Source organism: Pseudomonas sp. P65(2024), assembly GCF_057480955.1.
In genome coordinates this window covers 429,717-456,309 of record NZ_JBLIYX010000002.1, presented here as the reverse complement: position 1 = coordinate 456,309, position 26,593 = coordinate 429,717, and the positions used below count along the sequence as shown (strand labels likewise).

Genomic DNA, 26,593 nt, shown 5'->3' with positions numbered 1-26,593 from the left:
ACCACTATCAACTGAAGCAAAGCTTAATGCCATCATCAGGAAAGTCTGGCAGTTCAGGGCTTCCTGAAACGATAGAACAGGTTGGGCTCACTGATGATGTACAGGTTGCCCCTGTCATCCATCGCCACACCTTCAGCCCGCGGAATGGTGTCACCCAGGCCGTTGAAGCCACCGAGCAAGGTCATGAAGCTGACCTGCTCGCCCTTCTCGTCCAGTTCGAGCAGCATGTTGGAGTCCGCCGACAGTGCCAGCAGGTGACCGGTGCGCGGGTCGATGCCCAGTGCCGACAGGTTGCGCAGGTCCAATTCGTCGCTGGGCAGCGGTTGCTTGTCGCCCTTGAGCGGGCCTTGGCCGTCAGTGCTCCAGATGAACAGTTTCGGTGGCCGCTCGGCGCCGATGATCAGCCGCTGCCGGATCTGGTCCCAGGCAATGGCTTCGAAGCCCTTGTTGCCATCCTCGGTATTGCCCAGGTCATAGGACGGATAGTCGGCGCGGTTCAGCGATGTCGTGGTGGCATCCACCTTGACCAGCGTCAGGTCATGGTTGCGCTCGTCGACAATGGCGACCTGGCCATTTTCGAGTACCGCCACGCCTTCCGGGTTCGACCAGCCCACCAGGGGAATCTTGCGCAATACATCACCGTCAAGGGTGAGCTCGACCAGGAATGGGTGCTTGCCCATGACCGAGAACAAGGTGCGGGTGTGCGGATTGAACGCGAGGTCCGATGCTTCGTCACGCTCCATGCCCGGCAACGGCTTGGCATCGATGTCGACCACGTAGTCCGGCAGCCAGATGCTTTCCTGGCGCTCGGCCTGGCTTTCGAAGCCTTCCTTTATCCACAGCAGGCCACGGTCATCCCAATGCATGGCCACCACCAGGCCATAGGCGATGATCGCCAGCGCAAGCAGCCACAGCGACCAGCGGGTGATCAGTCGTCGCTTTGGCGGCAGGGATGCGCTGGGGGGATTGGTCATCGGACAGGGATCCTGGAAATAGGCGGCAGGGTGGTCGCCACGGTCGGCAAAGGAGCGGGAAACAGCGAATTATCCGGATCAATTGTGAAAAAAACGACAAATCCTACCGGCAAGGGCGGCGACGACGGCATTGCGCCGTCGTCGATCTTGGTCAGAGCACCCGGCCTTCGAACCGGCTCGCGCCCGGAAGTTCCAGCACCAGCTCATCGCCCACATTGAACGGCCCCACGCCCGCCGGGGTGCCGGTGAGGATGACATCGCCGGCCTGCAGGGAGAAATGCGCCGCCATATGCTGGATCATCGGCACGATCGGGTTGAGCATCAGCGCGCTGTTGCCGTCCTGGCGTACCTTGCCGTTAATGGTCAGACGAATGCCGATATCGGTCAGGTCCTCGAAGGTACCGGCCGACACGAACGGCGGCAGCACGCAGGCGCCATCGAAACACTTGGCCAGTTCCCAGGGTAGGCCCTTTTCCTTCAGCTTCGCCTGCACATCGCGCAGAGTGAGGTCCAGCGCCGGGGCAAAGCCGGAGATGGCGTCGAGCACCTCGTCCTCGGAGGGATGGGTGGACAGAGGCTTGCCCAGCAGCACGGCGATCTCCGCTTCGTAGTGCACCGAACCGCGCTCGGTCGGGATCTTGAAGCCGCCTTCCAGGGGCACCACGCAGCTGCCGGGTTTTATGAACAGCAGCGGCTCGCTGGGGATGGGGTTGTCCAGTTCCTTGGCATGCTCGGCGTAGTTGCGGCCGATGCACACCACCTTGCCCAGCGGGAAATGGATGCGCGTGCCGTCTACGTACTGGTGCTGGTAACTCATGGCCGACTCCTGTGAATACTGCTTTTTATTCGGGAGCGAAGATCTTACCCGGATTCATGATGCCGTTCGGGTCGAACACGGCCTTGATCGCCTTCATGCAGGCAATTTCCTCCGGCGAGCGGCTGTAGCCCAGGTAGTCACGCTTGGTCATGCCCACGCCATGCTCGGCGGAGATCGAGCCGTTGTAGCGTTCGACGATCTCGAACACCCATTTGTTGACCTTGGCACAGGAAGCGAAGAAGTCGTCCTTGCTCATGTGGTCGGGCTTGAGGATGTTCAGGTGCAGGTTGCCGTCGCCGATGTGGCCGTACCAGACCACTTCGTAGTCCGGGTAGTGCTTGCCGACGATGGCGTCGATATCGCGCAGGAAAGCCGGCACCTTGGACACGGTGACCGAGATGTCGTTCTTGTACGGCGTCCAGTGCGAGATGGTCTCGGACAGGTACTCGCGCAGCTTCCACAGGTTCTTCAGCTGGGTCTCGCTCTGGCTCATCACCCCATCGAGCACCCAGCCCTGCTCCACGCAGTGCTCAAAGGTGGCCAGGGCCTCGTTGGCCACTTCCTCGGTGCTGGCTTCGAACTCCAACAGGGCGTAGAACGGGCAGTCGGTTTCGAACGGCGCGGGCACATCACCCCGGGCGAGGATCTTGGCCAGACCCTTGTCGGAAAAGAACTCGAAGGCCGTCAGGTCGAGCTTGCCCTGGAAGGCGTGCAGCACCGGCATGATCGCGTCGAAATCGGGCGTGCCCAGCACCATGGCGGTGAGGTTGCGCGGCGCGCGGTCCAGGCGCATGGTGGCCTCGACCACGAAGCCCAGGGTGCCTTCGGCGCCGATGAACAGCTGGCGCAGGTCGTAGCCGGTGGCGTTCTTGATCAGGTCCTTGTTCAGTTCGAGCAGCTCGCCCTTGCCGGTGACCACTTTCAACCCGGCCACCCAGTTGCGGGTCATGCCGTAGCGAATCACCTTGATCCCGCCAGCGTTGGTACCGATGTTGCCGCCGATCTGGCTGGAACCGCTCGAGGCGAAGTCCACTGGGTAATAGAGGCCTTGGTCCTCGGCAAACTGTTGCAACTGGCGGGTGACGACCCCTGGCTGGCAGGCTACGGTGCGGTCGAATTCATTGAAGGCCAGGATCTGGTTCATGTAATCGAAGGCCACCACCACCTCGCCATGGGCGGCCACGGCGGCGCCCGACAGGCCGGTACGCCCGCCCGATGGCACCAGGGCGACCTTGTGCCGGTTGGCCCAGCGCACGATGGCCTGTACCTGCTCGACAGACTTGGGGAAGACGATGGCGGTGGGAGCCGGCGGGTAGTGCTTGGTCCAGTCCTTGCCGTAGGCCTCGAGCGAGGCCGGGTCGGTGAGGACCTTGCCAGGGTCGACCAGGGTCATCAGCTCATCAATTACCGCAGACTGGGTCATCGCTGGAACTCTCGACTTATTCATAGTCACCCTGAGCACGCTTCACCTGTCGGCATAAGCTCAGATTGTGTCGCGTATGCTAGCATAGCCCTCCCGCTGTTCGTGCTAAGGCCGACGCCGCGCCGCTTCACCCCCTCTTCGCCATTTTTCTCCGGGATACAGGTTTACGCAGATGAGCAAGACTTCTCTCGACAAGAGCAAGATCCGGTTCCTTCTTCTTGAAGGTGTGCACCAGAACGCGGTCGATACCCTCAAGGCCGCCGGCTACACCAACATCGAATACCTCACTGGTTCGCTGCCGGAAGCCGAGCTGAAGGAAAAGATCGCCGATGCCCATTTCATCGGCATCCGCTCGCGCACCCAACTGACCGAAGAGATCTTCGACTGCGCGAAGAAACTGGTGGCGGTCGGTTGCTTCTGCATCGGCACCAACCAGGTCGACCTGGAAGCGGCTCGCGAGCGCGGTATCGCCGTGTTCAACGCCCCTTACTCGAACACCCGTTCGGTGGCCGAGCTGGTGCTGGCCGAAGCGATCCTGCTGCTGCGCGGCATCCCCGAGAAGAACGCTTCCTGCCACCGTGGCGGCTGGATCAAGAGCGCGGCCAACTCCTTCGAGATCCGTGGCAAGAAGCTGGGCATCGTCGGCTACGGCTCGATCGGCACCCAGCTGTCGGTCCTGGCCGAGAGCCTGGGCATGCAGGTGTACTTCTTCGACCCGCTGACCAAGCTGCCGCTGGGCAACGCGGTACAGGTCACCAGCCTGCACGAGCTGCTGGGCCTGGCCGACATCGTCTCGCTGCACGTGCCTGAGCTGCCGTCCACCCAGTGGATGATCGGCGAGAAGGAAATCCGCGCGATGAAGAAGGGCTCGATCCTGATCAACGCCGCCCGAGGTACCGTGGTCGAGCTGGACCACCTGGCCGCCGCGATCAAGGACAAGCACCTGATCGGCGCCGCCATCGACGTGTTCCCGGTCGAGCCGCGCTCCAACGACGAAGAGTTCGAAAGCCCGCTGCGCGGCCTGGACAACGTGATCCTGACCCCGCATATCGGTGGTTCCACCGCCGAGGCCCAGGCCAACATTGGCCTGGAAGTGGCCGAGAAACTGGTCAAGTACAGCGACAACGGTACGTCCGTATCGTCGGTCAACTTCCCGGAAGTGGCCCTGCCGGCCCACCCAGGCAAGCACCGCCTGCTGCACATCCACGAAAACATCCCGGGCGTGCTCAGCGAGATCAACAAGGTGTTCGCCGAGAACGGTATCAACATCTCCGGTCAGTTCCTGCAGACCAACGAGAAAGTGGGTTACGTGGTCATCGACGTCGACGCCGAGTACTCGGACTTGGCCCAGGAGAAACTGCAGCACGTGAAGGGCACCATCCGCTCGCGCGTACTGTTCTGAGTTTCACTGCGTCATGAAAGCGGGAGGCCCTGGTGGCCTCCCTTTTTTGTTTGGCTAACGGCTAAAACCCAGAAGGGCCACTACAAAAATCCACCAATACCACTATCACTCGTTTTTACCCCCTCGCCACACAACCGTCTCACAGCCTTCCTAGCATGGCCCCATCTCTTCGATGAGGCCTTGCCATGAACGACGCCACGCCAGGCGCACAGATGAAAGTGCGCGGTATCCACAAGCGCTTCGGCGCCTTCACCGCACTCAACGACGTCTCCCTCGACATCGCCGCCGGCGAGCTGGTGTGCCTGCTCGGCCCATCGGGCTGTGGCAAGACCACCTTGCTGCGCTGCATCGCCGGGCTCGAACGCCAGGACCGCGGGACGCTATACATTGGCGAGCGCGACATCTCCGAGCTGCCACCCCAGGCCCGTGACTACGGCATCCTGTTCCAGTCCTACGCCCTGTTCCCCAACCTCACCGTCGAGGCCAACATCGCCTACGGCTTGGCCGGCAGCAGCCGTGAGGCCTCGCGCCAGCGGGTCGGTGAAATGCTCGAGCTGGTCGGCCTTGCCGGCAGCGAGAAGAAATACCCCGGCCAGCTGTCCGGCGGCCAGCAGCAGCGCGTGGCCCTGGCCCGAGCGCTGGCGCCCTCGCCGTCGCTGCTGCTGCTCGACGAGCCGATGTCGGCGCTGGACGCCCGTGTGCGCGAGCACCTGTGCACCGAACTGCGCCAGCTGCAGCGTCAACTTGGCATCACCACGCTGATGGTCACCCACAACCAGGACGAGGCCATGCTGATGGCCGACCGCATCGCCGTGATGAACAACGGCCAGGTCGAGCAGTACGCCACGCCCCAGGAGATCTATGACCAGCCGGCCACGCCGTTCGTCGCCGAATTCGTCGGCCAAGGCAACTGGCTGCCGTTCCAGCGCAGCGGCGACAGCCATGCCCAGGTCGGCGGCCTGCACATGCGCCTGGCGGCCAACGCCGCTGGCGCCAGCAGTGGGCGGCTGTTCTGCCGGCCCGAGGCGATCACCGTCAACCCGGTGGTACACGAGGAAAACCTGTTCCCGGCCAAGGTCCGCGAGATCACTTTCCTCGGCAACCGCTGCCGCATGAGCTTCGAGTTCAAGGCCCTGCCGGGCCACGCATTGCTTGCGGAGCTGGCGCCGGAGGCGATGCCGCGCCTGGGCTCGCAGGACATCTGGGTGGCCCTGCCGCCGCAGAGCCTGCAGGTGTTCGCCTGAGATGGCCGCGCCGATGACCCTGCCGCTCACCTCCACCAAGGTCGCACCTCGCAGTGGTGTCGCTCTAGGGGACCGTCTGTTCGTGGTCGGTGGCAAGAGCCTGCTGCTGATCTTGCTGGTGCTGGCGGTGCTGATGCCGTTGCTGGCGATCTTCTGGCGCGGTTTCAGCGCTGAAGCCGGGCAGGGCGGCGGCCTGCCGGCGGCCCGTGAGCTGTTCGCCAGCGAGAACTTCCACTGGCTGCTCGGCAACAGCCTGGCGGTGGCCTTCACCGTCGCTGCCATTGTCGTGCCGCTGGCCTACCTGTTTGCCTATGCCCTGCAACGCACGCTGATTCCGGCCAAGGGCCTTTGGCGAGGCATCTCGCTGCTGCCGTTGCTGGCGCCGTCGATGCTGCCGGCCATCGCCCTGGTGTACCTGTTCGGCAACCAGGGCCTGCTGCGCGGGCTGCTCAGCGACAACATCTACGGCTTCTGGGGCATCGTCATCGGCGAGGCCATCTACACCTTCCCCCACGCCCTGATGATCCTGCTTTCGGCGCTGTCGCTGGCCGACGCGCGACTGTTCGACGCCGCCTCGAGCATGGGGGCTGGGCCGGCGCGGGCATTCTTCAGCATCACCTGGCCGGCCACGCGCCAGGCGGTGTTCGCCGCGTTCTGCCTGGTGTTCACCCTGACCATCACCGATTTCGGCGTGCCTGTCGTGGTAGGTGGGGATTACCAGGTGTTGGCCCTGGAAGCCTACAAGGCCGTGGTCGGCCAGCAGCAGTTCGGTCGTGGCGCGCTGATCGGCATGGTGCTGCTGGTACCGGCGTTGCTCAGCTTCGCCGTCGATGCCTGGTTGCGCCGCCGCCAGGGCGAGGCCATGAGCGGCCGCGCCCAGGTGTTCGAGGCCAAGCCGTCGCGGCTGCGCGATGGCTGCTTCCTGGCCATCGTGCTGCTGGTGTGCGCCGCACTGCTGGCGGTGATCGGCATGGCGGTGTACTCGTCGCTGGTCACGTTCTGGCCGTACAACCTGTCGCTGTCGCTGAAGCACTACATGTTCGAGGACACCGCCGGTGGTGGTTGGCTGGCCTATCGCAACAGCGTGACCATGGCTATCGGCACCGCGCTGATCGGCAGCGTGGTGATCTTCACCGGCGCCTACTTGATGGAGAAGACCCAGGGGCAGCGCCTGCTCAACCAACTGCTGCGCCTGCTGAGCTTTATTCCCATGGCGGTGCCCGGCCTGGTGCTGGGCCTGGGCTACGTGTTCTTCTTTAACCTCAACGGCAACCCGCTGCATGTGTTCTACGGCAGCATGGCGCTGCTGGTGGTGTGCACCATCGCTCACTACCTGACCACCGCGCAGATGACCGCCACCACCGCACTGCGCCAGCTCGATGGCGAGTTCGAGGCCGCCGCGCTGTCGCTCAAGGCGCCGCTGTACAGGCATTTCATGCGGGTCACCGTGCCGATTTGCCTGCCGGCGCTGCTGGACATCATTCGCTACCTGTTCGTCTCGGCCATGACCACCGTGTCGGCGGCGATCTTCCTGTACAGCCCCGACACCATCCTCGCCGCCGTTGCCGTGCTGAACATGGACGACGCCGGCAACGTCGGCGGTGCCGCCGCCATGTCGACCCTGATCCTGCTCACCAGCGCTGCCGCATCCTTGCTGCTGGCCGGTGCCTCACGCGGCCTGCTGCGCCGCTCCCAGGCCTGGCGCCAGCGCGCCCCAGGCCATTGACCGACTGCCCACACTGATAGGAACCGCATCATGTTCAAGCCCCTCGCACTTGCCGCTGCCGTATCCGCTGTCTTCAGCCTGCAGGCCTCGGCCGCGACCCAGCTGACCGTCTACACCGCCCTTGAGGCCGAGCAGCTCAAGCGCTACAAGCAGGCTTTCGAAAAGGCCAACCCCGACATCGAGATCAAGTGGGTGCGCGACTCCACCGGCATCATCACCGCCAAGCTGCTGGCCGAGAAGGACCGTCCGCAGGCCGACGTGGTGTGGGGCCTGGCTGCTTCCAGCCTGGCCATCCTCGATCAGAACGGCATGCTCGAGGCCTATGCGCCGAAAGACCTGGGCAAGATCTCGGCCAACTATCGCGACGCCGCCAACCCGCCGGCCTGGGTGGGCATGGACGTGTGGGCCGCGACCCTCTGCTTCAACACCGTCGAGGCCGAGAAGCAGGGCCTGAGCAAGCCGGTGAGCTGGCAGGACCTGACCAAGCCTGAATACAAGGGCAAGATCGTCATGCCCAACCCGGCCTCGTCCGGCACCGGCTTCCTGGATGTGAGCGCCTGGCTGCAGACCTTCGGCGAACCGCAGGGCTGGGCCTACATGGATGCGCTGCACCAGAACATCGGCCAGTACGTTCATTCCGGCTCCAAGCCGTGCAAGCTGGCGGCCGCCGGTGAATTCCCGATCGGCATCTCCTTCGAGTACCCGGCCGTGCAGCTCAAGCGCCAGGGCGCGCCGCTGGATATCGTGCTGCCCAAGGAAGGCCTGGGCTGGGAGATCGAAGCCACCGCGGTGATCAAGGGCTCGCCGAAGGCCGATGCCGCCAGGCGCCTGGCCGACTTCTCCGCGAGCCCCGCGGCCATGGAGCTGTACAAGGAGAACTTCGCCGTGCTCGCCGCGCCGGGCATCGCCAAGCCGCAGACCGAGTTGCCGGCCGATTACGAGCAGCGCCTGATCAAGAACGACTTCGCCTGGGCCTCGAAGAACCGCGACCAGATCCTCAGTGAGTGGCGCAAGCGCTACGACGGCAAGTCCGAGAAGGTCGCCCAGCAGTAAAGCCCTCGCGCAGCGAGCCTGTTCCTGCAAGATCGTGGGAGCGGGCTTGCCCCGCTACGGCGTCACATCCGTCAGAACAGGAGCCCGCGTGATGGCAACATCCTCCCAGATTGTCAGCGACATCTTTGCCCTCTATGACCGTCATGGCAGCGCCGACTACATCGGCGAAGCCATCACCCAGGTCGAGCACATGTCCCAGGCCGCCCAGTTGGCGATGGAGGAGGGCTACGACGACGAAGTGATCCTCGCTGCCTTCTTCCACGACATCGGCCACCTGTGCGAGGGCGAGGACATGGGCGGCTATGGCATCGTCAGCCATGAGCGCATCGGCGCCGAGTACCTGCGCCGCTGCGGTTTCAGCGAGCGACTGGCGCGGCTGGTGCAGTATCACGTCGAGGCCAAGCGCTACCTGACCTTGCGCCAGCCCGGCTACTACGCTCGCCTGAGCGAGGCCAGCCGGCGCACGCTGGCCTACCAGGGCGGGGTGATGAACAACAGCGAAGCCGACGCGTTCGAGGCCGATCCTCTGTTCCGGGTGAGTCTGCGCCTGCGTGAGTGGGACGAGATGGCGAAGCTGACCGGGGTGCCCGTGATGGATCTGGAGGTGCTGAAGAGAAAGGCGCTGGCGGTACTTTGATCGATCCGTTTTCCCTTTCCGCAAGATCCCGCATCACTTCTCCAGATGCTCATGCTGTGCCTCTTACCATACTTCCCCTCCTGGCAGCCCACCCGTCGCGACGAGGAGACCTATCACCATGTCGTTCCCCATTGCGATTCTCCCCGGTGACGATAAACATGCCAGGGGGTGTGGAAGTCCCTGATATTCCAGGCTGTTTCTCGGCCGGCGAGGACCTCGACAACGCAATTGCCATGGCCCGCGAGGCCATCGAAGGCCACCTCGAACTGCTGGCCCAGGACCAGCAGGAGATTCCCAAGGCCAGCCTGGTCAGCGTGCACGCGGCGAATCCGGCCTATGCCGGCTGTACCTGGGCGCTGATCGACATCGACATCACCCGTTACCTGGGCAAGGCCGAGAAGCTCAACATCACGCTGCCGGCGTACTTGCTCACCCGCATCGACGCGTACGTGCAGAACCATCCGGAGCACAAGAGCCGTTCGGGCTTCCTGGCCGAAGCGGCGCTCAGGATCTTGCAGGGTGCAAGTGATCGGGCGCTCGCGTCCAACGGTAGGCGCACGCTGACGCACAATTCGCCATCGTTTCAGTCCGATCGAGATCTGTAGTTTTAAGGGCCGGATCAACCTGCGTTTGATTGGCGATCCGGGTGGGGGTCGATTGGCCTGTCGAGGTGATCGTCCAGTTGGTTCCAATCCTCCCCGAACAACTCCACCGGATGCATGGTCCGGTCCGCGCCGTTGCCGCATGCCAGTGCCTTGGCCGGGCAGTACAGGTCGCAGCCCCAGCAGATCCGTTCGGGATGGCTGGGGTTGCTGGGAAATCGCTTGGCCATGTTTCCCTCCATGAAGTGAATGCCTGCGCTCAGGCTATGCCGCGCATGGCCAAGGGGCTTGATCGGGGTCAATGCCGCTAGCTGATCGGCCCGGGCGCCTGCACCTGTTTCATCAGGTCGTCGTTCCAGTGGCCCTCGACCTGCACATGCGCGGCGGCGCCGAGCATCACCGCTTCGATCAGGTTGTGGTTGAGGTAGGTGTACAGCCCGGGCTGGCGGAAGGTATACAACGCCGCGCCCGCCGCGCCGCCGGGAATGAACCAGGTTTCCAGGTTGCGCTGCGGCGGGTTGGCGAACTTGCCCGAGGCCCAGACATAGTCGCCGTGGCCGCCGATCAGGTGCGGGCGGGTATCGCGGTTGGCCTGGGAGTGAACGATCAGCACGGTCTCGCCGACCTTGGCGGTGAGCGCCTGCTTGCCGGTCAGGGCACCGACGCTGCCGTTGAACACCACATGGCTGGGCACCAGCCCTTTCATCAGCTGGCTCATGTCACCGAAGCTGGCCATGGGGTTGGCGTAGCGCTTGTACTTGCCGTCCTTGTCGCGGGGGATGTAGTAGTCCTGCTCGCCGATGTACCAGACCTTGTCGTAGCGCAATGGCCGGCCCTCGGGGTCCTTCAGGCCATCGCGGGGCAGGACCATGATCGCGCCGTTCATGCCGCACACCACATGCCAGGGAATCATCGCCCCGCCCGGTGCGCAGTGGTATACGAACCCCCCGGCACGGTCGGCCTTGAAGCGCAGCTTGACCTGCTCGCCGGGCTTCACGTGGGTCAGCTCGCCGCCGCCGAGGGCGCCGGTGGAGGCGTGGAAATCGATGTTGTGCATCATGCTGTTGCTGGCTGGGTTGACCAGGGTGAGTTCCACGTAGTCGCCCTCATGCACCACCATCAGCGGGCCGGGAACCGAGCCGTTGAACGTCATGGCGTGGATGTAGGCGCCGGCGGTGTCGATGGCCAGTTCTTTCTCTTCGATGACCATGCGGAACTCGACGATCCGCGGCTTGCCCTCGGCACGCTGGGTATGAGCGTGGACTTGCGGCGGCGCCACCAGCTCGACGCTGACACGTTCCAGTTTCGCCAGGTCAACCGCCGGGTCCTGGCCCGGCACGGCGGTCGCGGCCTGGGCCAGGCCACTGCCAAGCGCCGAGGCGCCGACGCCTAGCAGCACAGTACCGGCCAGCATGCCGCGCCGGGTGAGGGACACGCCTTCTTGCTCGTTCATGGGACTTCTCCTTAAGTCGACGAAAGCCGTCGGGCACAGGAATAGCCGCTTTAAAGGTAAGGTTTATTGAGGGAGAACAAGAAGCGGAGAGGGTGGGCAATGTGTCGCAGGGGCTGAAACGAAAAAGCCCCGACATTCGTCGAGGCTTTTGAGGATGGTGCCGGCACCAGGAATCGAACCCGGGACCTACTGATTACAAGTCAGTTGCTCTACCATCTGAGCTATACCGGCACAGGGGCGTCATTATAGCGATGGATTTGGCGCTGTAAACCACTTCGTTGCATCCATCGCACATTCCCCTAAGTCACCGCGCAGAAAGGAGAATTTTCCTACCAGCCGCGGTGAATCGAGTTGACGCTTGGCTCGGGCTGGCCCGGGTTGAAGAACAGCTTGCCGTTGTCGCAGCCGCGCTTGCGGCAGCTGCCGTCGGCGTTGTGCAGGGGCAGGCCGCGGTCGCCGCCCAGTTGCATGCCGGGCATGTTCCAGTTCAGCGGGGCGGGCTTGCTCGATGGCGTGCCGCTGGCGCAGCCGGTCATGGCCAGGGCGAGGGTCAGCAGGGCGAAGGGCTTGGTGTGTTTCACGATGTTCGAGTCCGTTCCGGGATCAGTCTTTGTTCAGGATGCGCTGGATGGTGCCGCCGCAGGCCATGTAGCAGGAGTCGTAGTCATTGCCGCAACTGTAGCTGCTCCCCGTGTAGGAGGGGTAGCTCGGGTAGTAGCAACTGTGACGCGCTTCCTTCTTGCTCTTGCCGTTCTTGCAGTACTGGTAGGCCCTCATCTCGGCCTGGTGCAAGGCACGTTCGCTGTTCTCCTGCAGGCGCGCCATCTGCTGGCAGTGGTTGCGCTCGGTCGAACAGCTGTTGATGCAATTCATGCCATGCGCGCTGGGCGGTGGCGAATATCTATAGGTGTAGCTCGGGCCGCAGCCGGCCAGGGCCAAGGCCAGGCAGGCCAGCACGAGGGCGGCCAAACTGTTGTGGAAAAGTGTCATGGGTGTTGCAGTCCTTGATCATTCGTCGCTGAACTCCAGCAGGTCGCCGGGCTGGCAGTTCAGGGCGCGACACAGCTTCTCCAGGGTCTCGATCTTGAAACCCTTGATCTTGCCGTTCTTCAGCAGCGACAGGTTCGCTTCCGTGATACCGATGATTTCCGCCAGGTCCTTGGAACGCATCTTGTTCCGGGCCATGACGACGTCGAGGCGGATGATTATCGGCATAGGAAGCAGTCAGACATAACAGTTGTGTTCATCGCTGATGGTCTTGGCGTCACGCATGAGCAGCGAGAAGGCACACAGCAGGATGCCTTTCATGATCTCGTAGACAGCCTGCGATGATACACCGATCGAGAAGCTGAAGCTCCTTTCGCCGGCCGGCAGGTCGATAGCCAGGGCCAGGCCCTGCAAGGTGTAGGTCACCGGCCACAGCAACGGGGTGAAGATGCACAGCAGGCCGACCCACCACAGCAGCTTGATGTTGTCCGAGGACCAAGTCTGGCCACGGGACAGCCGATGGAAGAACAGGCCGGTCAGGCTTAGGGCAATGACGGAAATCATTGTCGGGATCATGTCCACGGCCAGTACCAGGCCGATGGCCAGGGGAGATGGCATGTAGCCGGGTTCCAGCAGCAGGGGCATCTGGTCGCCATAGGCCTGCAGGTAGCCGTTGAGCATTTCAGGGAAGTCGAAGATGCAGAGCAACGGGATGGCCGCCAACTCGACGATCGCGGTCGTCCAGGCCAGGTAGGCGGCAAATGTGCCGATGGTGCGTAGGCGCGAACGTGCATAGGCCACGGATCTACTGTTCATGGGGTGCCTCCGTACAGTGATGAATGGGGCGGATTATTCTTGAATAATTATCGTAAAACAATAATTAATTTTGTATTTTTGACTGTGGCGACGGTTTGTCGCAGGGGAAGGGGGTGAGCATGGCACAGGCCTTGCTAGTGTTCGCGAGGCCAGCCCGCTCCCACGCTGAGGAAGCTTGCCTACGCTATAGAGCAGTCGCAGGGTCATCCCTATAGGAACGACTGTGGGGAATATAATTTACGAAGCTTTCAACAGGCTTTAAGGGGATAAATCTGGAGGCGCGCAATTTTTCGCGAGAAACATTTAGTCTAACCCTATCGTTTTGACTTAATCGATCAGTTCAGCTAATCTCGTGTTCATTATGTTGAACAGCAAAGCTTTCAAGCTCCTCTCCTCCTCCCGCCTGGTTTCCCGTGAACGTCACTGGACCGGCGACCTCTAGCGCCACCCTCCCTCTACAGCCATAACCATCTCTGACTGGCGCCGATACCTGTGCACTCGGCTGCTGTCGCCCATGGGAGGGCATCATGCGTTCCTGGATCTACCTGATCGTCGCCATCACCTTCGAGGTGATCGGCACGGCGTCGATGAAACTCGCCGCCACCCATTTCCCCGTGCTGGGGCATGCCGTCATGTACGTCATGATCTGTCTGTCGTATTTCTTCCTGGCCCTGGCGGTCAAGCGGGTGCCGGTGGGTGTCGCCTACGCGCTGTGGGAAGGGTTCGGTATCGTGCTGATTACCCTGATCAGCGTGCTCTGGCTCGGCGAAAGCCTGGGCTGGACCAAGGCCCTGGGCCTGGCGGTGATGATCGCCGGTATCCTGCTGGTCAAGGCCGGCACTCGGGCCAAGGCCGTCGAGCGTGAAGGGGAGGCGGTGCCATGCTGATGCCATTTGCCTGGCTGGGCCTGGCCATCGTGCTGGAAGTCCTGGCCAACCTGCTGCTCAAGTATTCCGAGGGTTTTAGCCGCAAGGGCCTGGGCGTGGCCTCGATCCTGTGTGTGCTGGCGGCGTTCACCGCGCTGGCCCAGGCGGTCAAGGACATCGACCTGTCGCTGGCCTACGCCATCTGGGGTGGCTTCGGCATTCTTGCCACCGTGGCCATGGGCTGGGCCCTGTTCGGCCAGCGCCTGGCCGGGCGCGGCTGGCTCGGCCTGGTGCTGCTGCTGGTAGGCATGAGCTTGCTCAAACTGGCTTGACAACACCCCTGCCAGAGCGCTCGGCCGAATGGTTTATGCACAATGGGCATTGATTGCTTGCGCGAAAGGCATGCCGACCGGCGCTACCATCGGTCTTTGCGCAAAGGCCTGTTTTTACTGACTTTGCCGGCTGCAGTGGAATAAGCAAACCCGCGCAAATAGCCTCTGGATCCAACATTTGGTGACTTTCATCACAAGCTTGTTCACAGAGTTATCCACAGGCTGTCAACTGCCCTGCGGTGCTATGTCGCGCTCCCCAAGCAGCAGCAAGTTGCGAGGCGTTAGCGGGTAGTCGCAGAACACGCCGACCCTCACCGCATAGCGTTGCTCCTGAAGAAACAAGGCGCGGTCGAGCACCAGCCACAATTCCAGGGGGCGGCGGAAGAGATTGCGTACCCGCTCGAGGTTGCGCACCTCGGCCAGGCGTCGCTGGCCGGCTGCTTCCAGGAAGGCCCAGTCGGGGTTGCCGCTGATCATGACCTGCTTGAGTTCGGCCAGGTCGCGGCAGTACTGCTCGAAGGGCTTTGCCAGCCAGCTGACCGGCAGCGATGGCGTGGGCAGGTAGTCGTCTACGCCACGTTGCTGGCGCTGCAGGAGGTCGAAGCCCAGGCGGCGGGCCATGGAGCTGTCACGCTGGCGGCGGGTGCGCAGGCTGGAGGTGACCGCTTCGCTCAGCGGCAGGCCCAGGTCTTCCTGGGTCAACGCCAGACTCGAGGCTCGGGCGGCGCGGGAGAGCGGCTGATAGGCCTGGCCCTGGATGCGGTTGTAGCAGCAGGGCGCAACGGCGATCTGCCGGCAACCCTGCTGGCTTGCCAGCTGCATGAGCCGAACATGCAGGTCGCCGCAGGCGTGCAGGGCGACCACGCTCTTGTCGCCGTCCAGGTGGCGAGCGCTGTCGGCGGCCATGACGTCCTGATGCACATGGGTGGCAGGCAAGTGATGGTGCTCGCTCAGGGCCTTGCCGGCGCTGACCAGTTCGGCGTCGTACTCCAGGCAGGTCAGGCGCTGGCCGGGCTGTAGCAGGCGACGGCCCAGGTGGCCTTTGCCGGAACACCAGTCAAGCCAGTGTCGGGCGGGTTGACTGAACGTCAGGCGACGGCTGAAGGCTTCGATCTGCTGCCACTTGCGGCCAGGGACACCGACATCGAGGCGGTGGCCGGCGGGATGCAGGCCGGCGTCGGGCAGTTCGCCGACGGCGGACAGCTGCGCGGCTTTGGCGGCCAGTTGTGGGAAGGGGGCCGGGGCCTCGGGAGTGTCGAGGGACTCGGCTTGTTCGAGGGTACATTGGCGAAGCCAATGGGACAGTTCCGGGTGTTCGTCTTCCCACGCCAGGCGCAGGTGGGTGAACGGGCGTGGGTGCCACAGCGGCTGGTGCTGTGCGAGGAAGCGGTCGAGGGCCTGGAAGCGCTCGAGGAGCTGGTCGTTTTGCAGGCAGGATGTTGTGGTCATTCGAGCACCGGGGCGCGATCGAGAGGGGCTGCTGTGCAGCCCCGAGGTCTTCATGGGCTCAACGTCCCTGGCAGGCATCCACGCGCAGCCAGCGCTCCAGTACCTTGAAGCCTTGCACCAGCACGAACGAGATCACCAGGTAGAACACCCCGGCGGCAAAGAAGATCTCCACCGGCAGGTAGGTGCGGGCGATGATGGTCCGCGCCATGCCGGTTAGCTCCAGCAACGTCACGGTGCTGGCCAGGGCGCTGGCCTTGAGCATCAGGATCACTTCGTTGCTGTAGGCCGGCAGGCCGATGCGCGTGGCGCGCGGCAGCATGATGTAGAACAACGTCTTGCCCCGCGACATGCCCAGTGCACGGGCCGCCTCGATCTCGCCCTTGGGGATCGCCTGCAGGGCGCCGCGCAGGATCTCGGCGATGTAGGCGGCGGTGTGCAGGGTCATGGTCAGCACCGTGCACCAGAACGGATCGCGCAGGTACGGCCACAGCGAGCTGTTGCGCACCACTTCGAACTGGGCCAGGCCATAGTAGACCAGGAACAGCTGCACCAGCAGCGGTGTGCCGCGGAAGAAGAAGATGTAGCCGTAGGGCAGGGCGCGCACGTACCAGTGCCGCGAAGAGCGCGCGACCCCCAGCGGAATGGCCAGGATCAGGCCGGCGATGACGGCGATGGCCACCAGCTCCAGGGTCAGGGTCGCGCCCTGGGCCAGGCGCGGCAGCCACTTGATGATGACTTCCCAGTTCATTTACTCGGCCCTCATGAAGCCGCGAGCGGCGCGCTTTTCCAGGAAGTGCATGCCGATCATCGCGATGATGGTCAGGCCCAGGTAGATGCAGGCGGCGACCGCGTAGAAGGTGAACGGCTCCTTGGTCACGGTCACGCCGATCTGTGCGTGGCGCATGATTTCTTCAAGGCCGATCACCGACACCAGCGCGGTGTCCTTCATCAGGATCATGAACAGGTTGCCCAGGCCCGGCAGGGCGATGCGCCACATCTGTGGGAGGATGATCCGCGAGAGGATGCGGCCCTTGGACAGGCCCAGCGCCAGGCCCGCTTCACGGTGCCCCTTGGGAATGGCCAGGATCGCGCCGCGGAACACTTCCGTGGCGTAGGCGCCGAAGCACAGGCCCAGGGCGATGACGCCAGCGGCGAAGGCGCTGAGCTCCAGGCTTGGTATGTTCAGGGCTGCGCCGAGGCTGTTCATCAGCCCGACGGTGCCGAAGTAGATGAGCAGCACCCAAAGCAGTTCGGGTACGCCGCGCACCAACGTGGAATAGGTGCCGCCAAGCCATTGCAGCGGCTTGACCGACGAAGTCTTGGCCAAGGCGCCGAGCAGGCCCAGGGCCAGCCCCAGCAGCAAGGCGCAGAGCGCCAGTTTTACGGTCATCAGGGTACCGGCCATCATGGCCGGGCCGAATCCGTGCAGGTCGATAGTCATGGGTAAGTTTGTTCAAGGGACAGGCACCGCCATGGCGGCGATGCCTGTCGGGGCGAATCAATAGATGCTGAACGGGAAGTACTTGTCGTTGATCTTCTTGTAGGTGCCGTCGGCGACGATTTCCTTCAGCGCGGCATTGAGCTTGTTACGCAGTTCGTTGTCGCCCTTGCGCACGGCGATGCCGACCTTATCGCTTTCGTTGACCGGATCGCCCTTGAACTCGTAGTTCTTGCCGGCGTCGGATTTCAGCCAGTCGTAGTTGGCGTACTTGTCGGCGAGGATGGCGTCGACACGGCCGGAGGTCAGGTCCAGGTAGGCGTTTTCCTGGCCGTCGTAGAGGTTGACCTTGAACTCGCCATCCATGCCGCCGTTGTCATCCAGCCAGGTTGCCGCCTGGGTGGCGCGCTGGGTACCGATGGTCTTGCCCTTGAGCGAGGCGCGGTCGGTCTTGAAGTCGACGTTCTTCGGCGCGATGAACTGCTGCTTGTTCGAGTAGTACGGGTCGGTGAAGTCCACCGCCTGCTTGCGCTCATCGGTGATCGACAACGACGAGACGATGAAGTCGAACTTCTTGGCGTTCAACGCCGGGATGATGCCGTCCCAGTCGGAAGTGACCACTTCGCATTCGACCTTCATCTTGGCGCACAGGGCGTCGCCGATGTCCTTGTCGAAGCCGACGACCTGGCCGCTGGCATCCTTGTTGTTGAACGGTGGGTAAGCGGCTTCGATACCCATGCGCAGTTTCTCGGCGGCCATGGCATTGGCCGACATCACCAGCGTGGCAGCAGCTGCCAGGAGGAACTTCTTGTAGGTCTGCATGTAGTGCTCCGTTAGCGGTGGCTGGACATGAATTGCTTACAACGCGCCGAGGTCGGGTTCTCGAAGACCTGCTGCGGCGATCCTTGCTCTTCGACCAGGCCCTGGTGCAGGAAGACCACTTCACTGGACACCTGGCGGGCAAAGTTCATCTCGTGCGTCACCAGCAGCATGGTACGGCCTTCTTCGGCCAATGCGCGGATGACGTTAAGCACTTCCTGGACCATTTCCGGATCGAGCGCCGAGGTTGGCTCGTCGAACAGGATGACCTTGGGTTTCATGGCCAGGGTACGGGCGATGGCGGCACGCTGTTGCTGGCCACCGGAAAGCTGGGCGGGGTAGCTGTGGCGCTTGTCGAAGATGCCGACCTTGTTCAACAGCGCCTCGGCGTGCTCGGTGGCCTCGGCCTTGCTCTGGCCGAGCACGCGGCGCGGCGCCTCGATGATGTTGTCGAGGATCGACATGTGCGGCCACAGGTTGAAATTCTGGAAGACAAAGCCGATTTCGCTGCGCAGGCGGTTGATCTGGCGGTTGTCGGCGGCGATCAGGTCGCCGTTTTTCTGCGCCTTGAGTTTGAGGGCTTCACCGGCGACGAGGATTTCGCCCTGGTGCGGGTTCTCCAGCAGGTTGATGCAGCGCAGCAGGGTGGACTTGCCAGAGCCGGATGAGCCGAGGATGGAGATCACGTCACCGTCGCGCGCGGTCAGCGAAATGCCCTTGAGAATTTCCTGCTCGCCATAGCGTTTGTGCAGGTTGCGGATTTCCAGCGCGGGCGTGGCCTGGGCCATGTGCGGTCCTCATGTGTTCGGGTGCGTTCCCAGCTGTTGGCGGCCTTCCTGGCGAGCGCCACGCTAGCATAGCGGCGCAACGGCGGCCAACCGGGTCGCGGGGGGCTCGGGTCGCTGGTAGGACAGTTTGTCGCATCGCTGCAGTGGACTGTCGCCAGGATATCCGCATTGGCGTTTTGCCCAGCACCGGAGCCTTGATGAAAAAAGGCGCGATGGTGCCAGCTTTGCTCCGGTCTGGGAAGCCGTTTTTGGCCGGGTGGCACTGTGTTGCGTGTTATGTGGGGTCCGGGTTGCGCCCGTGGGTTGCGCTTTGCCTTGCCCTGAATGTGTGCCTGGGTGTTACCGAGGGGCACCTTTGGTGCGTTTGTAAGTGGGTATTTCAGTAATCCCAACTTGGCACGGGGGTTTGGCGACCTTTCGGCCAAGGCTTGGCACAATGCCCTGCAAGCCGCGTCGTTATTGGTTGCAGAAACATTTCAGACGAAAGCCATTCTCAGCTGGCCCGCTTATTGCCATCCGGAAACCACTGAATGCAGCGACGCCCACTCACACCCCGGCGCGCTGGCCAGTCATTCGTGTAGTCCACCTCCTTACAAAGGTAGTTTTATGAGCGGTAACAATTCCAATGACCTCGCTCAGGGGCTCAAGCAACGGCATGTGACCATGCTGTCGATTGCCGGCGTGATCGGCGCCGGCCTGTTCGTCGGCTCCGGCCATGCCATCGCTGCCGCCGGCCCTGCCGTGCTGCTGGCCTACGCCGCCGCTGGTACCCTGGTGGTGCTGGTGATGCGCATGCTCGGCGAAATGGCGGTCGCCTCGCCGGATACCGGTTCCTTCTCCACCTACGCCGACCGCGCCATCGGGCGCTGGGCTGGTTTCACCATTGGCTGGCTGTACTGGTGGTTCTGGGTCCTGGTGATCCCGCTGGAGGCCAACGCCGCCGCGGCCATCCTGCATGCCTGGTTCCCGTCGGTGGGCCTGTGGGCCTTCTCCCTGATCATCACCCTGGCGCTGACCGTCACCAACCTGTTCAGCGTGAAGAACTACGGTGAGTTCGAGTTCTGGTTCGCCCTGCTCAAGGTGCTGGCGATCATCGGTTTCATCGTCGTCGGTTGCGCGGCCATGTTCGGCATGGTGCCGAGTAGCCAGGTCAGCGGCGTCAGCCATCTGTTCGATACCCAGGGCTTCATGCCCAACGGCCTGGGCGCGGTGCTGGCCGCGATGCTGACCACCATGTTCTCGTTCATGGGTACCGAGATCGTCACCATTGCCGCCGCCGAGTCGAAAGACCCGGGCAAGCAGATCAGCAAGGCCACCAACTCGGTGATCTGGCGTATCTGCCTGTTCTACCTGGTGTCGATCTTCCTGGTCGTGGCCATGGTGCCGTGGAACGATCCGGCCCTGGCCGAGAAAGGCTCCTACCAGACTGTCCTTAGCCTGATCGGCGTGCCGAATGCCAAGCTGATCGTCGACATCGTCGTGCTGATCGCCGTGACCAGCTGCCTGAACTCGGCGCTGTACACCTCCTCGCGCATGCTGTTCTCCCTGAGCAAGCGTGGCGACGCCCCGGCCATCGCCCAGCGCACCACCAAGGCGGGCACCCCGCACTGGGCCGTGCTGCTGTCCACTGCCGCAGCCTTCCTGTGCGTGTTCGCCAACTTCCTGGCCCCGGCCGCGGTGTTCGAGTTCCTGCTGGCAAGCTCCGGCGCCATCGCCCTGCTGGTGTACCTGGTGATCGCCGTGTCGCAACTGCGCATGCGTGCCCAGCGTGAGGCGAAGGGCGAGAAGATCTCGTTCAAGATGTGGATGTTCCCGGGCCTGACCTGGGCGACCATCGCTTTCATCATCGCCATTCTGGTGGTGATGGGCCTGCGTGAAGACCACCGTGCCGAGATCATCGCCACGGCGATCCTGAGCATTGGCGTGGTGGCGGCTGGCCTGTTGCTGCACCGCAAGCGCGGCGCTGCTGCGCGGGTGGCGCTGGATAGCTGATCCGTTGGCGTGAAATGCAAAGGCCGCGTCCTGTGAGGGGCGCGGCCTTTTTGTTTGACTTGTGCGGGGGTGGGGGCGACTCAGCCGAACTGCTTCTGCTGTTGCTGCTGCCTGGCCACGACTTCCGAGGCAGTGACATAGGCGTCCTGGAACTCGTCGCTTTCCAGCCAGGCCATGGTCGCGTCCTCGTCGGCACCGTCGAGCCATTTGCGGTAGGCGGTGAACACCAGGACGATGTAGTCGGTGGCGTGTTCTTCCTTGTGGCCCTTGAGCACCAGTGCCAGCAGCGGGTCGACCAGGAATACCGAGATCATCGGCACCAGGCCGTTTTCCTGGGCTTGCTTCATCTTTTCGAACAGGCTGTTGTAGCTGCCCGACTCCATGGCCTTGTTGAACACCTGCTCGACGCTGGCGCTGTCACCGGCGCTGGCCTTGACCGCCTGGCCGCTGCGCACCATGCGATTCTGCTTGGCCTTGGTGGCGGCGCGCTTGGCGCGTTTCTGTTGTTTGGTGTTGGTGGCCATGGGTGGATCCTTGGGGTGTCTGGTAAAGGCGCGTATTGAAGCGTAGTTGCCAGGGAAACCCAAGCAGGTATTCGAGATCGCCGGGGGCGCAACGCGCCCCCGGGGCTTAACTGACTAGCGCCTCCGGCTCATCCTCCTCGAAGCCCCGCGAAGCCCGCCCGACCAGCAACGGATCCGGCGCATGCGCCACGCTGTGATCCTTACCCGGATAATCCAGCGAATGCAGGAAGTGGCGAATGCAGTTGATCCGTGCCCGCTTCTTGTCGTCCGACTTGATTACCGTCCACGGTGCATCGGCGGTGTCGGTGTGGAAGAACATCGCTTCCTTGGCCGCGGTGTAGTCCTCCCACTTGTCCAGCGACTTGATGTCGATGGGCGACAGCTTCCAGTGCTTGAGCGGATCGTCACGGCGCGAAATGAAGCGGCGCAACTGCTCCTCGCGGTTCACCGAGAACCAGAACTTGAACAGCAGGATGCCGCTGTTGCACAGCATGCGCTCCAGCTCCGGCGCTTGGCGCATGAATTCCAGGTACTGCAGGGGCGAGCAGAAGTCCATGACCTTCTCGACCCCGGCGCGGTTGTACCAGGAGCGGTCGAAGAACACCATTTCGCCGGCTGTGGGCAGGTGCTGGACGTAGCGCTGGAAGTACCACTGCCCCTTCTCCTGCTCGGAGGGCTTCTCCAGCGCGACGATGCGCGCGCCGCGCGGGTTCAGGTGCTCCATGAAGCGCTTGATGGTGCCGCCCTTGCCGGCGGCGTCACGGCCCTCGAACAGCACGACGATGCGCTGGCCGGTTTCCTTCACCCAGTTCTGTACCTTGAGCAGCTCGATCTGCAGGTCATGCTTGGCCTTCTCATAGTCCTGGCGGCGCATGCGCGTGCGGTAGGGGTAGTTGGCCGGCAGGCGAGCGGAGGTGCTGTCTTCGTTGCTGCCTTTGCGGGCGTTCGCCACTTCCAGGGCGGCGGGCTGCTGGCTGACCTGGGTAATGGTCTCTTGCGCGGCGGTGCTGGTGGCCGGCTTGCGCTGGCGTGGGCGACGAGGGCGAGGGGCTGGCTTGGGGTTGCTGGCGGCCTCGGCGGGCGCTGGCAGGAGGAGGGTGGCGGATTCTTCGCTCATGGAGGTCCTTGCGGGGGTCGGTCGAATGTCCACCTTCCATCCTATGCAGGAGCAAAGGGAGGCATTTTGATATCGATCAACCAGGGGCGAAGGATTCCTGGGGTAAAACGGTAGGCAACAAAAAACCCGCACTAGGCGGGTTTCTTGTGTCGCTTCGGGTAACTTTGCAACCACCAGAAGCTTGAAGGTGGTGCCCAGAGACGGAGTCGAACCGCCGACACGAGGATTTTCAATCCTCTGCTCTACCGACTGAGCTATCTGGGCGACGGGGTGAATTAAATAGATTTTCTCAGAGGCCGTCAACGACTTTTTCAAAAAAATTTAAATTAATTCCGTCGCTTACGATTCGTGGGTCAATTCGAGGGCGGAACGTAGCCTTCGGCCTGGGCGTAATCCTCGCCGGCGAAGAACTTGTCCATCTCGGCCTGGATGAATTTGCGGTCTTCGGCATTCATCATGTTCAGGCGCTTTTCGTTGATCAGCATGGTCTGGTGGTCCTGCCACTCCTTCCAGGCTTTCTGCGAGATGTGCTCGAAGATGTCCTGGCCCTTGGCGCCCGGGTAGGGCGGGCGGTCGAGGCCTGGGAGTTCTTCGTTGTACTTGCGGCACTTCACGGTGCGGGTCATGGCTTATCTCCTGCAATCAGTTCGTCGGCCGCGCGTTGCAGCAGCTTCTTGACCGGGGCGGCGAGGCCCAGGCGCGGCGGGGTGGCGAGGTTATACCAGAGCCAGTCGGGCTCGGCCACGTACGAGCCGACGGGCTCGACACGCACCAGCCAGGGTTCGATGGCCAGTTGGAAATGGCTGAAGGTGTGGGTCAGGCCGTCCAGGGCCTGGCTGCCGTTCAGGCGCAGGCCGTGCTGGTACGCGAGGTCGTCGAGCTGTTCCAGGCTGTCCAGCTCCGGCAGGCTCCATAGTCCGCCCCACAGGCCGGTGGAGGGCCGGCGATAGAGCAGGATCGCGCCTTCGTGGTTGGTCAGCAGCGGCATCAGGGTCTTGCGCTGGGGCAGGGCCTTGCGCGGCTTGGGCTCGGGGTAGCGGGTCTCTTCGCCATGCAGGTGTGCCTCGCAACCCCTTTGCAGCGGGCAGATCAGGCAACTGGGCTTGCTGCGGGTGCACAGCGTGGCGCCCATGTCCATCATGGCCTGGGTGAAGTGGTTGACCCGGGTCATCGGTGTGAAGCGTTCGGCGGTGGCCCAGAGCTGGTTGGCCACTTTGGGCTCGCCGGGGTAGCCGGCCTGCGCGGTGAAGCGGGCCAGCACGCGCTTGACGTTGCCGTCGAGGATCGGTGCGCGGATGCCCATGCTGATGCTGGCGATGGCGCCCGCCGTGGAGCGCCCGATGCCGGGCAATTCGGTGAGTTGCTCGACGCTGCGTGGGAACTCGCCGCCATGCTGCTCGACAACGATCTTCGCGGCTTTTTGCAGGTTACGGGCGCGGGTGTAGTAGCCAAGGCCCGTCCACAGGTGCAGCACCTCGTCCTCCGGCGCCTCGGCCAGAGCCTGCACGGTCGGCAGCGCCTGCATGAAACGGTCGAAGTAGTTGAGCACGGTGCTGACTTGCGTCTGCTGCAGCATGATTTCGGAGACCCACACCCGATACGGGGTGATGCCCTGTTGCCAGGGCAGGTCGTGGCGGCCGTGCTGGTCGTACCAGTCCAGCACGGCGCTGGAGAACTGCTGGGGGCTCATCGTTTGAACAGCCCCTTGAGCGCATCTTTGAGTTCCGGGCTCACCTTGTCTCCGAGTTTCTCTTCGAGTTTTTCATCGATCTTGTCCTTCAGGCGGTTGCCGGCCAGCTTCGCGGCGACCTTGCCCAGGCCGTCCTGGTCCAGGCGGCAGGCCTTGGCGCCCAGCTCCAGCGGGCCACGGCAGCGCAGCGGTACTTCGACACCGGTAAAGCGCTCGTTGACCTGGCAGGCCGGGTCGGGCATGGCGCGCTGGTCGCCCTCGACGATCACACCGACGTTGTAGTCCATGCCCAGCACGCGCAGGTCGAGGTCGCCATGGCCGTTGACGGTCAGGCCCGGGATGCGTGCCTTGAGGTCCGGGTTGCTGGCTACGCCGTTACGCACCACCAGGCTGCCGCGCAGTTCCTGGAACGGCGTGTCCTTGCCCCGTTGTTCGCCGCTGAGCTGCTTGCGGTTGAGGGTGGCGATGGCCTGGCACAGCTGCTGTTCCAGGTTGGCGTTGACCAGCACACCATCATTGATGGTGAAGCTGGCGTTGCCGTTGAGGGTATCGACCAAGGCTTTCTGGCTGTTGCCGGTGGCGGTCAGGTCGCTGTTCAGGGTCAGCAGGCCCTTGACCGGCGGCGCCTGGTCCGGGCTTTCGCGCTTGATGAAGTGCTCCACCGGCACGCGACTGATCTTGGCGTTCACGCCGATCTGCGGCACGGCAGGGCGTACGTCGACAGTGCCCTTGGCCTCGAAGGTGCCGTTGTACAGGCCGCCGCGCAGGGTCTGCAGGGTGACCAGGCCGGCCTGGCCGCTGGCGGTCAACTGCGCGTCGCTGATCGGCAGCTTGTCCAGGGTCAGCGCGCCGAACGACAGGTCGGCCTGCAGGTCCAGGGCGCGCAGGCGGTCGACCGGCAACAGCTTGTCGTTGCTCCAGGCCACCTGGGTCGGAGCGTCGGGCAGTGGTGTGGTGCCCGCGCCAGCGACGGCGGTGGCTTCCTGCTGCTTGACCTCGGCCTGGCGCGCTGCCGTGGCGCCCTTGGCCTCTTCGCTTTTGGCCGGCAGGTAGCGATCGGCGTTGAACGTGTCGGCTTTGAGGCGCACACGCAACGCTTGCTTGGCGAAGTCGTCCACGGCGACACGGCCGGTGAAGGTGCTGTCGTCCAGCTTCACCGCCAGGTCTTCCAGGGCCAGGCTGTTCTGCGTGCCCTGCAGGCGGGTGACCAGCTCCAGTTTCTTGAATGCCGCCGGGTCAGCGGTGGCCGGCAGCGGGTGGCCGATGCCGTCGAGGAAGCTGCGCAGGTCGAACTGGGCGATGGACAGGCCGCCGCTGACCTGCGGGGCCTTGTCGAGATCACGCACGTTCAGCTCGCCCAGGGCACGCAACTGGTTGGCCGAGACCTTCAGGCCGCTCCAGGACGCGACATTGGCCGCCAGGTCGACCAGCACCTGCCCTTGGGCAACGAAGGTCAGGGTCTTGCCGGAGAGCGGCTCGCCCGAGGTTTCGCCGGACAGACGCATGTCCTCGAGGTTGTAGCGCTTGAGCTTGCGGTCGAAGCGCAGCTCGCCGGTCAGCTCGGTGCGCGCCTTGATGTTCGGCTGGCTGGCGCTGAGGAAGGCGCTGGCCTTGAGCGCGATGTTCGCGCCTTCGTGCACGGGACCTGTGCTCAGCTGGATGCTTTCGGCGCCATAGGTCTGTCCGGCTTTCTCGTCGGTGTAGAGCACGCGGGCGTTATTGACGGTCAGGCTGTCGATGTCGAGCTTGACCGAGTGCTCGCTGGCTTCCGAGTTGGCTGGTGTGGCGGCTGGCGTTTCAGTCGGCGTGCTCGCCGACGCGCCTGCGACGGTCGGCTGCGGCAGTGGCTTGCCGATGTCTTCCCAGTTGCCATGGCCGTTGGCGTCGCGGGTCAGGGTCAGGTTGAGGCCCTCGACCCGCACATCGCTCATCTGCACCTCGCGGCGCAGCAGCGGCAGTACGCGCACTGACAGGCCGAGCATCTGCAGGTCGGCGAACGGCACCTTGGGGTTGTTCAGCGTGGCGATGCTTGCTTCGTGCAGTTCCAGGCCCAGCCAGGGGAACAGGCTCCAGCCGATGTCGCCGTTGAGGGTCAGTTCCACATGGGCCTTGTCGCGGGCCAGCTTGCGGATTTCATCTTTGTAGTCGTTGGGATCGAAGAGGTGGGTCAGGGCGAAGCCCAGCGCCACGATGATCAGCAACAACCCGAGAAGTCCCAGCCCCAGGATTTTGCCGAACGCTTTCATGGGCGAGTCCTTGTAGTCCGATTTAGAAATTCAGCGGCGAGTATAGCGCCGTGGCACTTGGCTCTGCGTATCCGACATTTCGACAGTGGCAATGGCGGCAGTTCATTTATTGCCTGTTCGGGCCTCATCGCCGGCAAGCCGGCTCCCACGCCGATCGCGCTTGCCTCAAGGCTTGCGCTGTTCCTGTGGGAGCCGGCA

At 63.4% G+C, this 26,593-nt stretch carries 27 protein-coding genes, 2 tRNA genes and 1 pseudogene; 9 read left to right on the top strand and 21 right to left on the bottom strand.

All coding sequences use genetic code 11. From position 1 onward, the window contains the following. Nucleotides 1-53: 53 nt before the first annotated feature. The 3 genes from AC25MA_RS04805 to AC25MA_RS04795 all read right to left on the bottom strand — a co-directional run bounded on the left by AC25MA_RS04805 (nucleotide 54) and on the right by AC25MA_RS04795 (nucleotide 3,214). Complete coding sequence (locus AC25MA_RS04805; protein ID WP_280063509.1) at nucleotides 54-974, bottom strand: SdiA-regulated domain-containing protein; 921 nt, start codon at nucleotides 972-974, stop codon at nucleotides 54-56. A gap of 151 nt (nucleotides 975-1,125) precedes the next feature. After that, a complete protein-coding gene (locus AC25MA_RS04800) occupies nucleotides 1,126-1,791 on the bottom strand; it encodes a fumarylacetoacetate hydrolase family protein (protein ID WP_486971821.1) in 666 nt (221 codons plus the stop codon). A 25-nt stretch (nucleotides 1,792-1,816) separates the two neighbouring features. Next, entirely contained in the window at nucleotides 1,817-3,214 is a 1,398-nt protein-coding gene (locus AC25MA_RS04795; RefSeq protein ID WP_062359811.1) for an FAD-binding oxidoreductase, read from the bottom strand. A gap of 172 nt (nucleotides 3,215-3,386) precedes the next feature. Between AC25MA_RS04795 and serA the strand changes: the two genes are divergently transcribed. The 6 genes and pseudogenes from serA to AC25MA_RS04765 all read left to right on the top strand — a co-directional run. Further along, the gene (gene serA / locus AC25MA_RS04790) at nucleotides 3,387-4,616 is read left to right on the top strand and encodes a phosphoglycerate dehydrogenase (RefSeq protein ID WP_028688490.1); all 1,230 of its coding nucleotides are present in this window, start codon (nucleotides 3,387-3,389) and stop codon (nucleotides 4,614-4,616) included. A gap of 185 nt (nucleotides 4,617-4,801) precedes the next feature. After that, on the top strand, nucleotides 4,802-5,860 hold the full coding sequence (locus AC25MA_RS04785; protein WP_062359809.1) for a putative 2-aminoethylphosphonate ABC transporter ATP-binding protein: 1,059 nt from the start codon (nucleotides 4,802-4,804) through the stop codon (nucleotides 5,858-5,860). A gap of 1 nt (nucleotide 5,861) precedes the next feature. Further along, nucleotides 5,862-7,586, top strand: a complete 1,725-nt coding sequence (locus AC25MA_RS04780; RefSeq protein WP_486971820.1) for a putative 2-aminoethylphosphonate ABC transporter permease subunit — start codon at nucleotides 5,862-5,864, stop codon at nucleotides 7,584-7,586. A 30-nt stretch (nucleotides 7,587-7,616) separates the two neighbouring features. After that, nucleotides 7,617-8,639 (top strand): putative 2-aminoethylphosphonate ABC transporter substrate-binding protein, encoded by a 1,023-nt coding sequence (locus AC25MA_RS04775; RefSeq protein WP_028688487.1) that lies wholly within the window; start codon nucleotides 7,617-7,619, stop codon nucleotides 8,637-8,639. A 91-nt stretch (nucleotides 8,640-8,730) separates the two neighbouring features. Further along, nucleotides 8,731-9,276, top strand: a complete 546-nt coding sequence (locus AC25MA_RS04770) for a phosphonate degradation HD-domain oxygenase (protein WP_028688486.1) — start codon at nucleotides 8,731-8,733, stop codon at nucleotides 9,274-9,276. A gap of 118 nt (nucleotides 9,277-9,394) precedes the next feature. Continuing rightward, a pseudogene (locus tag AC25MA_RS04765) lies at nucleotides 9,395-9,794 on the top strand (type II toxin-antitoxin system HicB family antitoxin); the annotation flags it as partial. Between the two features lie 101 nt (nucleotides 9,795-9,895). Here AC25MA_RS04765 and AC25MA_RS04760 read toward each other — a convergent pair. The 7 genes from AC25MA_RS04760 to AC25MA_RS04730 form a co-directional block, all read right to left on the bottom strand. Continuing rightward, entirely contained in the window at nucleotides 9,896-10,108 is a 213-nt protein-coding gene (locus tag AC25MA_RS04760; RefSeq protein ID WP_028688484.1) for a DUF3079 domain-containing protein, read from the bottom strand. A 77-nt stretch (nucleotides 10,109-10,185) separates the two neighbouring features. Beyond that, complete coding sequence (gene nirK / locus AC25MA_RS04755) at nucleotides 10,186-11,331, bottom strand: copper-containing nitrite reductase (RefSeq protein ID WP_486971819.1); 1,146 nt, start codon at nucleotides 11,329-11,331, stop codon at nucleotides 10,186-10,188. 155 nt (nucleotides 11,332-11,486) lie between these two features. After that, nucleotides 11,487-11,562, bottom strand: a tRNA-Thr gene (locus AC25MA_RS04750). 98 nt (nucleotides 11,563-11,660) lie between these two features. Next, nucleotides 11,661-11,912, bottom strand: coding sequence for a hypothetical protein (locus tag AC25MA_RS04745; RefSeq protein ID WP_028688480.1), 252 nt, complete (start codon nucleotides 11,910-11,912; stop codon nucleotides 11,661-11,663). 22 nt (nucleotides 11,913-11,934) lie between these two features. After that, nucleotides 11,935-12,321 carry a hypothetical protein gene (locus AC25MA_RS04740; protein WP_486971818.1) on the bottom strand — a complete coding sequence of 129 codons (387 nt, stop codon included), beginning with the start codon at nucleotides 12,319-12,321 and terminating at the stop codon, nucleotides 11,935-11,937. A gap of 18 nt (nucleotides 12,322-12,339) precedes the next feature. After that, a complete protein-coding gene (locus AC25MA_RS04735) occupies nucleotides 12,340-12,546 on the bottom strand; it encodes a helix-turn-helix domain-containing protein (protein ID WP_023629980.1) in 207 nt (68 codons plus the stop codon). Between the two features lie 9 nt (nucleotides 12,547-12,555). Further along, nucleotides 12,556-13,134 carry a hypothetical protein gene (locus tag AC25MA_RS04730; protein ID WP_062359792.1) on the bottom strand — a complete coding sequence of 193 codons (579 nt, stop codon included), beginning with the start codon at nucleotides 13,132-13,134 and terminating at the stop codon, nucleotides 12,556-12,558. 527 nt (nucleotides 13,135-13,661) lie between these two features. On the opposite strand from AC25MA_RS04730, the gene AC25MA_RS04725 reads away from it, so the two are divergent. Together AC25MA_RS04725 and mdtI are read left to right on the top strand one after the other, a co-directional pair. Beyond that, nucleotides 13,662-14,021: a multidrug/spermidine efflux SMR transporter subunit MdtJ gene (locus AC25MA_RS04725; RefSeq protein ID WP_028688477.1), complete on the top strand. Its 360-nt coding sequence runs from the start codon at nucleotides 13,662-13,664 to the stop codon at nucleotides 14,019-14,021. Beyond that, entirely contained in the window at nucleotides 14,015-14,332 is a 318-nt protein-coding gene (mdtI, locus tag AC25MA_RS04720; protein WP_028688476.1) for a multidrug/spermidine efflux SMR transporter subunit MdtI, read from the top strand. Before AC25MA_RS04725 ends, mdtI begins: the two co-directional genes overlap by 7 nt. A 225-nt stretch (nucleotides 14,333-14,557) precedes the next feature. On the opposite strand, the gene AC25MA_RS04715 is transcribed toward mdtI, so the two are convergent. Genes AC25MA_RS04715 through AC25MA_RS04695 form a run of 5 tightly spaced genes read right to left on the bottom strand, consistent with a single transcriptional unit; the run spans nucleotide 14,558 to nucleotide 18,826 of the window. Then, nucleotides 14,558-15,781, bottom strand: a complete 1,224-nt coding sequence (locus tag AC25MA_RS04715) for a methyltransferase (RefSeq protein WP_280060384.1) — start codon at nucleotides 15,779-15,781, stop codon at nucleotides 14,558-14,560. A gap of 58 nt (nucleotides 15,782-15,839) precedes the next feature. Further along, nucleotides 15,840-16,529, bottom strand: coding sequence for an ABC transporter permease (locus tag AC25MA_RS04710; RefSeq protein WP_028688474.1), 690 nt, complete (start codon nucleotides 16,527-16,529; stop codon nucleotides 15,840-15,842). Next, nucleotides 16,530-17,222, bottom strand: coding sequence for an ABC transporter permease (locus AC25MA_RS04705; RefSeq protein ID WP_486971817.1), 693 nt, complete (start codon nucleotides 17,220-17,222; stop codon nucleotides 16,530-16,532). A 57-nt stretch (nucleotides 17,223-17,279) separates the two neighbouring features. Continuing rightward, nucleotides 17,280-18,041, bottom strand: coding sequence for an ABC transporter substrate-binding protein (locus tag AC25MA_RS04700; protein ID WP_028688472.1), 762 nt, complete (start codon nucleotides 18,039-18,041; stop codon nucleotides 17,280-17,282). 11 nt (nucleotides 18,042-18,052) lie between these two features. Beyond that, on the bottom strand, nucleotides 18,053-18,826 hold the full coding sequence (locus tag AC25MA_RS04695) for an ABC transporter ATP-binding protein (RefSeq protein ID WP_028688471.1): 774 nt from the start codon (nucleotides 18,824-18,826) through the stop codon (nucleotides 18,053-18,055). A 606-nt stretch (nucleotides 18,827-19,432) separates the two neighbouring features. Here AC25MA_RS04695 and gabP point away from each other — a divergent pair. Further along, nucleotides 19,433-20,818, top strand: a complete 1,386-nt coding sequence (gabP, locus tag AC25MA_RS04690) for a GABA permease (RefSeq protein WP_486971816.1) — start codon at nucleotides 19,433-19,435, stop codon at nucleotides 20,816-20,818. Nucleotides 20,819-20,898: 80 nt separating this feature from the next. Here gabP and AC25MA_RS04685 read toward each other — a convergent pair whose 3' ends face one another. The 6 genes from AC25MA_RS04685 to AC25MA_RS04660 form a co-directional block, all read right to left on the bottom strand. Continuing rightward, nucleotides 20,899-21,342, bottom strand: coding sequence for a hypothetical protein (locus AC25MA_RS04685; RefSeq protein WP_028688469.1), 444 nt, complete (start codon nucleotides 21,340-21,342; stop codon nucleotides 20,899-20,901). Between the two features lie 106 nt (nucleotides 21,343-21,448). Beyond that, a complete protein-coding gene (ppk2, locus tag AC25MA_RS04680) occupies nucleotides 21,449-22,459 on the bottom strand; it encodes a polyphosphate kinase 2 (protein ID WP_207851154.1) in 1,011 nt (336 codons plus the stop codon). A 188-nt stretch (nucleotides 22,460-22,647) separates the two neighbouring features. Beyond that, a tRNA-Phe gene (locus AC25MA_RS04675) sits at nucleotides 22,648-22,723 on the bottom strand. 89 nt (nucleotides 22,724-22,812) lie between these two features. Continuing rightward, nucleotides 22,813-23,085, bottom strand: a complete 273-nt coding sequence (locus AC25MA_RS04670) for an oxidative damage protection protein (RefSeq protein WP_011536185.1) — start codon at nucleotides 23,083-23,085, stop codon at nucleotides 22,813-22,815. Beyond that, the gene (mutY, locus tag AC25MA_RS04665) at nucleotides 23,082-24,149 is read right to left on the bottom strand and encodes an A/G-specific adenine glycosylase (protein ID WP_182321882.1); all 1,068 of its coding nucleotides are present in this window, start codon (nucleotides 24,147-24,149) and stop codon (nucleotides 23,082-23,084) included. Before mutY ends, AC25MA_RS04670 begins: the two co-directional genes overlap by 4 nt. Next, nucleotides 24,146-26,395, bottom strand: a complete 2,250-nt coding sequence (locus AC25MA_RS04660) for an AsmA family protein (protein ID WP_486971815.1) — start codon at nucleotides 26,393-26,395, stop codon at nucleotides 24,146-24,148. The genes mutY and AC25MA_RS04660 overlap by 4 nt, the downstream gene beginning before the upstream one ends. Nucleotides 26,396-26,593: the final 198 nt, after the last annotated feature.